The 6,243-nt window shown below is 70.6% G+C and carries 5 protein-coding genes and 2 pseudogenes; 4 read left to right on the forward strand and 3 right to left on the reverse strand.

Annotated features, from left to right (window positions below):
- The first annotated feature begins 53 nt into the window (after nt 1-53).
- Nucleotides 54-578, forward strand: a complete 525-nt coding sequence (locus ACFZDK_RS51275; protein ID WP_390985045.1) for a hypothetical protein — start codon at nt 54-56, stop codon at nt 576-578.
- A gap of 237 nt (nt 579-815) precedes the next feature.
- Here ACFZDK_RS51275 and ACFZDK_RS51280 read toward each other — a convergent pair whose 3' ends face one another.
- Nucleotides 816-1,295, reverse strand: a complete 480-nt coding sequence (locus ACFZDK_RS51280) for a MarR family transcriptional regulator (protein WP_390985047.1) — start codon at nt 1,293-1,295, stop codon at nt 816-818.
- Between the two features lie 123 nt (nt 1,296-1,418).
- On the opposite strand from ACFZDK_RS51280, the gene ACFZDK_RS51285 reads away from it, so the two are divergent.
- Entirely contained in the window at nt 1,419-2,282 is an 864-nt protein-coding gene (locus ACFZDK_RS51285) for an NAD(P)H-binding protein (protein ID WP_390985049.1), read from the forward strand.
- Between the two features lie 32 nt (nt 2,283-2,314).
- Nucleotides 2,315-2,470: pseudogene (locus ACFZDK_RS51290) on the forward strand (aminopeptidase); the annotation flags it as partial.
- A 154-nt stretch (nt 2,471-2,624) separates the two neighbouring features.
- Here ACFZDK_RS51290 and ACFZDK_RS51295 read toward each other — a convergent pair.
- Both ACFZDK_RS51295 and ACFZDK_RS51300 read right to left on the reverse strand, forming a co-directional pair.
- Nucleotides 2,625-4,478, reverse strand: coding sequence for an ATP-binding protein (locus tag ACFZDK_RS51295; RefSeq protein ID WP_390985052.1), 1,854 nt, complete (start codon nt 4,476-4,478; stop codon nt 2,625-2,627).
- Between the two features lie 31 nt (nt 4,479-4,509).
- A pseudogene (locus ACFZDK_RS51300) lies at nt 4,510-4,782 on the reverse strand (helix-turn-helix domain-containing protein); the annotation flags it as partial.
- Nucleotides 4,783-4,830: 48 nt separating this feature from the next.
- Between ACFZDK_RS51300 and ACFZDK_RS51305 the strand changes: the two are divergent.
- On the forward strand, nt 4,831-5,721 hold the full coding sequence (locus ACFZDK_RS51305) for an AAA family ATPase (RefSeq protein ID WP_390985054.1): 891 nt from the start codon (nt 4,831-4,833) through the stop codon (nt 5,719-5,721).
- The last annotated feature ends 522 nt before the right edge of the window (nt 5,722-6,243 follow it).

A 6,243-nucleotide genomic window follows, 5' to 3' on the forward strand; every position in this document is an offset into this window, starting at 1 on the left:
ACTGTGCGGTACCGGTGGACCGCGGCATGTCCTGGGTGGGCATACTCGTGGGCATGAGAGTTCCGCTCCGCACCCGCCTGTTCGCGGTGTTGACGCTGCTGATCATGTGCGCGGGATCGGCCGGGGGCTATGCCGGGCTCCGGCTGGGCGGCTGGCTGGGCGCGGGCGCCGGGATGCTCGCGGGGATGACCGTGGTGTGCCTGGGCGCGAGAATCACCATCTCTCTGTGCCGCCTGCAGACGGAGGACTTCCTGAGGCAGATCGTGGGTGACGGCAGGGTGGAGGCGTCAGCGGATGCGGTCCTGCGGGGGATCATGCTGTACGAGGCAGCTGTCTTCCCGCTGACTGCCGACGGGGTCAGTGCCGCGGAGCGGAAGTCCCGGCGTACCGTCGCGTACCAGTGCGCCGCCTTCGACGACCTGCCACTTACCGTGCGGGTGGCAGCGGCGGAGACGCTGGAAGTCGTCGATGAGGGACAGGACCGGGAGCAGGTGCGGGCCGCGGTCTGGGCGCTGGCCGAAGTGGTCCGCGAGTGCCGCGCCGGTCACCTCAACGTCCGCGACGAGCAGACCTCCTGACCTTCTGAAGGCGAGACGAGGCCTACGGCTCGGCGGCGGCCGTCCACTGCTCGCGGGCCACCAGCTTCGCAGGGACGGCGGCCACCTTGGCGGTCGCCGTCCCTGCTCGGCGCACGGTGCTCCACTGCACCACCCACCCCAACCTCGTCGCCGCACTGACGCCTTGCCCGCGCCAGGACCAGGGCCAGGGCCTTCTTGTCCAGGCGGAAGAACTGTTCCGGCTCCCGGATCATTCCGCTACCGCTGATTTCCGTTCGGATACTGCCTGCGGGCCAAGCCGTTGTCATCGATGGGCTCGCTCAGCAGGTTGCTCGCTGCCCGATGGACCTTCGTCAGGGCGTTCAAGAGGGATTCGCGTTCGGTCTCGGTGAGATCCGCGGTGACCTTCTCCTCAATCAACCGCCGTTCCACCTCGATCGGTTCCTGCAGCGCACGGCCCGCGTCAGTGAGCCAGAGCCGGACGAGGCGGTTGTCCCGGTCGTCGCGGCGGCGGGTGAGCAGGCCGGCTGCGGTCATCCGGTCGGCCATCTTGACGACGGTGGGCGTCGTGACGTTAAGCGCGGCGGCGACTTCGCCGGGCGTGCTGCCGTCCCGCTCCCACAACACGGCGAGCAGGTAGTTCTGTCCGACGTGCAGCCCATGGCGGCGCATGGCCCCGTCGGCCAGTGCGCGGAGCACCTTCGATGTTCTGCCGTGCAGGTCCAGGAACTCTGACATCGCGGCCTTTCGGTGGTGTGCGGGGCCGGACGCCCGGGCCGCGCAAGTCGATTGACGGCTAATCATTAACCGGCTAACGTCCACCCGGATTCGCTAGACGGCAAACGACTTTGAGGAGCCGCGATGATACTGGTCACCGGAGCCACCGGGAACATCGGTCGCGAACTCGCCCGCGAACTCGACGCGAAAGGCGCGGAGTTACGTCTCCTGGTCCGTGACCCCGCCCGCGCGGCAGGGCTGCCCGAGCGTGCCGAGCGCGCCGTCGGCGACCTGGGGGAACCCGCGACACTGGCTCCCGCCTTCGCCGGCGTCGACGAACTCTTTCTGCTCACACAGGGCATCGGCACCGACTACACCACCGCGGCCATCGCCGCAGCCGAGGCCGCCGGAGTGCACCACGTCGTGCATCTGTCCTCTTTCCACGTCGCCTTCGACCCGATACCCGCCATGGGACGTTGGCACCATGAACGCGAGAGGATCATCCGCGCTTCCGGCATACCCGCCACTTTCCTGCGGCCCGGCGGCTTCATGACCAACGCCCTCGACTGGCTGCCCACCATCCGCGAGGGAAACTACGTCCTCGACCCGGTCGGCCCCGGCCGCTACGCGCCGATCGACCCCGCGGACATCGCCGCGGTCGCGGCCCTCGCCCTGACCGAGGCCGGCCACCAGGACAAGGAGTACGTCCTCACCGGCGACGAGATGTTCACCGTTGCCGAGCAGGTCCGGATCATCTCCGAGACGATCGGCCGCGACATCGAGGTCCGGGCTACGGCCACACCCGCCGAGGCCGTACGGTTCCGCTTCCCCAACGGGGCACCCCAGGCACTCGCCGACGCCATCACGGAGGGCTTCACCCTCATGCGCGCCGACACCGTCGGGTTCCGGACGGACACCGTGCAGCGGCTGCTCGGACGCAAGCCGCGGACTTTCGCCGACTGGTGCGCGCGTAACACCGAAGCGTTCCGACGGCCTGACACCGCCTGAGCCGACGGACAACCACGCCCTCTTCCGCTTCCGGCGCCGGCACCGAGTCGTACATCACTCCGGGCAATCACACCCCACTCCGCCGCACCGGCAAGGCGGGCCGCGCCTGCCACTGGATCCTGGAGATCCATCTCGTCCACCGGGAGCGGGAGTTCGGCGCCTTCCGCGAGGAACTGCTCACCCCCTGACAGCGCACCGACGACGCGCCCGTCACCGGCCGGTGGCTGCCCACACTCGATCCATGGAGACCGGGTCTACGCCGTTCTCGACGGCGCTCCCGGGTGGCGAGCCGGACTGCTCGGCCGCCGGCACGGCAGACCGTGGATGCCTGCCCTCGGATCTTCAGGGGCTGCCGGCAGCGGTGTCGGGATGCAGCGGCAGCAGAATGCGGAAGGTGGCGCCCTGGCCGGGTGCGGTGTGCACCTCCACCTGCCCGTGGTGGGCCGTCACGAGGGCGTCGACGATGGACAGGCCGAGACCGGCTCCTCCGGTCTGTGTCCGGCCGCGGGCCCGGTCGGCGCGGTAGAAGCGGTCGAAGACGTGGGCGGCCTGCTCGACTGTCATGCCCAGGCCCTGATAGCTGAGTTCGATGACCGCCTGATCGTTCTGCGTGCCGACGCCGATGCGTACGGGGGTGCCCGGGGGAGTGTGGGCGACGGCGTTGCCGACGAGGTTGGAGGTCACCTGGCGCGGTCGTGCCTCGTCGCCGAGGACGGGAGCGCCTCGGGGCGGTCCGCCGGCGAGGCCGGTCAGCGTGACGGGGCGTCCGGGATCCAGGGCCCGCAGATCGTGCAGCGCGTCGGCGGCGAGGGTGCGCAGGTCCATGGGCGTGAGGTGGAGCGGTCGGTGCGCGTCGGCCGCGGTGCTTTCGTCGAGGCGGGCGAGCAGCAGCAGGTCCTCGACGATGCGGACGAGGCGGGCCGCTTCGCGTTCGATGCGGTGCATGGCCGTGTCGACGTCTTCGCGCTCGGGCATGCCGCCCATGCGGTACAGCTCGGTGAAGCCCTTGATTCCGAACAGGGGCGTGCGCAGTTCGTGGCTGGCGTCCGCGATGAACCTGCGCATGCGTGCGTTGGTGGCGGCACGTGCCGCGTCGCCGGCTTCGATCCGGTCCAGCATGCAGTTCAACGCGCTGGACAGACGGCCCAGTTCGGTGCGGGTAGTGGTCGTCTGCGGGACCCGGCGGGACAGGTCGCCGCCCGCGATGGCCGCGGCGGTCGTCTCGACACGGCGCAGCGGTCGCAGGCCGGCGCCCACGGCGAACCATGCGATCGCCGCGAGCAGGACGAGCACCAGGGAGTCGATCGCCGGCATCCACAGGCCCAGGTGCCGGATCGTCCCGTTGACGGGGGAGAGCGAGCCGGCCACCAGGACACCGCCCCGGGCCGAGGGCCCCGCTTCCGACTGAGGGCCGGAGCGTACGACGATCGCACGCCAGTCATCGTCACCGTCCTCGGCGGGGGTCTGGAAGGGGCGTTCTCCTCGGGCGGCCACGGCGTGGACGTCGAGGAGCGGCAACTGCGGGGCTCGGCCCGTGGCGGGGCGCAGGGTCCACCGGACCGCGCAGATGAGTTCGGCCTGGTTGAGCCAGGAGGCGTGGGGCGGAGTCCAGTGGACGTGCCAGCGCGGGTGGGCGGCCGGCCACGCCCGGGTGTGCCTGGCGGTGTGTGAGCAACCGTTGTCGAGGACCACGTGGATGTCCTTGTCACGGGGCAGGAGGCGGTCGAGCCGGTCCAGGAAGGCGGTGAAGGTCGCGGCGTTGTTGCGCTGGATCGTCTCGATCAGGGTCTGCCCGGAGGTGACCTCCAGCGCGGCGACGATGGAGGCGGTGCCGTGGCGGCGGTACTCGAACTCGCGCCGGACGGCTCGGCCCGGCCCGGCACGGCGGGCTGTGAGGGGTGGCGTCGCTCGCGGGCCTGGATCGCGGTCTTCTCGTCGATGGACAGCACGATCGCGCCCCTGGGGGGAGTGCGGTACAGGGCGCAGATGTCCCGGACGCGGTCCCAGAAGTCGGGGGTGTCGCGCCGGGGGGAGCCAGCCGCGGACCTTGTGCGGCTTCAGGGCCAGGCCGGCCAGGATCCGGCCGACCCCTGGGAGGCCGATATCGCGGCGGAGACGGTACCCGCGACCTGGGCGGCGATGGTTGTCTGGGCCCAGGTGGCGGCGGTCCGGGCGGGATGCCGGTGGCCGCGGCACCCACCGCCACGCGCACCAAGTCGTCGTACCGGCGCGGCCGGCCTGAGCGGGCGGCGTCCTTCAGGCCTTCCAGCCCGCGTTCGGCGAACCGTCCGCGCCACTTGCGGACCGTGTTCACGCCCACCGCCAGACGGCGCGCGATTGCCACGTTTCCCGCCCCGCCCGCTGCGGCCAGCACGATCTGGGCCCGCAGGACCTGCCTCACCTGTGCCTTCGCCGATGAGGCGATCCGCTGCAGTGCACCGCGCATCTCCTCGTCCAGCACCACCGGCACTGCCGCACATCGCCCAGAGCCCTCGGCCATGAGCAATGATCACGGCCGCAGACCAGTCAGGGGCGGCAGGATGGGTCCGTGCCGAAGAACCCGCCCGAGGCCATACAGCACCACTTGCGCCAGCGGCTCAACACCCACACCACCGAGCACTGGCCGCAACTCAGAGGGGTCCACGTCCGATTCCGAGCTGGATTCGCCTACGTAGACGGCGAGTTGAAGGACGGCGAGCGGCTTCCGCTGTGCCGCCTGCGCTTCACCGGCGCCCTGCACACCTGGGGCTTCGCCCTCTACGAGGCCGGCAACGACAGCTACCGGGACAGCATCCTCCCCAGCAGCCTGCCGGCCGGCTCGGCGGAAGAGGCCCTGGACTGCGCGGGCGACCTCTACCTCGAACCTCACCCGCTGGGCGGCTCCAGGCCGACCCGCGTCCCAGCGGGACTCGTGCTCCTCGTCGGCCCACCGGCTTCCGGCAAGACCAGCTTCGTGCGGGCACTGATCGCGCACGGCCAGATCGACGAGGACGCCGTGGTCTCCAGCGACGAGATCCGCACGGAACTGTTCGGCACCTCACCCACCGACGCTGACCCCGACGCGGCGGACGCTCGAATCTTCGAGGAACGCGACCGCAGGATCGTCGCCCGGCTCGCCGCCGGACAAACCGCAGTTGCGGAGTCCACGAACGTCACCCCACAGGCGCGCACCCGACTCATCGCCATCGCCAAGCGCTTTAACGCCCCGGTGACCATGCTGCGATTCACCCCGGACCTCGGCCTTCTCCTCCAACAGCACGCAGAGCGAGGCCGTACTGACATCACTGCCGCAGACATCCGCGGCTACGCCGCGGTCATGGCCCGCCACGCCGGGGCTGACCAACTGCGCACCGAGGGCGCAAACGCCGTCCACGACGTCCCCGGACGCCTTCAAGGGGCCACGCCCGCCGAGGCCGCAGCCCACTTCTCATTCACCTGACAACCCGACGCATCCAGACTCGCCTTCCCGCGGCCCCCCCACGAACTGCTGCGGAGCAGCACTGGTGCTGTGCCCGGGGAGGTTCGCCGGAGGCAGCTTGATCAGCCCGATCGGGCTGCTTCCCACCTCCATGAGATGTGGCGAGGGAGGCCGTCAACTTCCCCGCAGCGGGCGCACCAGAGGAGTACCCGGTGGGGTCGCCGAACGGGGCGGCTGGGAAGAGCCGGTTGAGTACGGCTGCGCTCAGCGGTGCTGATGGCAGGCCAGCTCACGGACAGCCCCTGTGCGATGTCGTGGGTGTGCGGCGGGGTTTCGGCGATACCTACAGCTGCGCCCCCCCCGCGCGGCCGCACGGGCCCCATGCCAGGCTGAGTATCCGCAGCATCTCCGCCCGCCCAGCGGACGCACTTGTCGCCGCGGATGCGGGTGTCGGCGACGCGTGAATCGTGGTTCTGGATCACTTTTGGTGCCGGAGCAACGGAGGGTCACCACCTCCGCGATCATGAGCGGTCGTGACCCACG

The sequence above is a fragment of the Streptomyces sp. NPDC007901 genome (genome assembly GCF_042959465.1).
Lineage (GTDB): Bacteria > Actinomycetota > Actinomycetes > Streptomycetales > Streptomycetaceae > Streptomyces.

Coding starts and splice junctions, on each gene's coding strand:
- ACFZDK_RS51280 (WP_390985047.1), bottom strand. CDS start 1,295: ATGTCAGAGTTCCTGGACCTGCACGGCAGAACATCGAAGGTGCTCCGC.
- ACFZDK_RS51275 (WP_390985045.1), top strand. CDS start 54: ATGAGAGTTCCGCTCCGCACCCGCCTGTTCGCGGTGTTGACGCTGCTG.
- ACFZDK_RS51285 (WP_390985049.1), top strand. CDS start 1,419: ATGATACTGGTCACCGGAGCCACCGGGAACATCGGTCGCGAACTCGCC.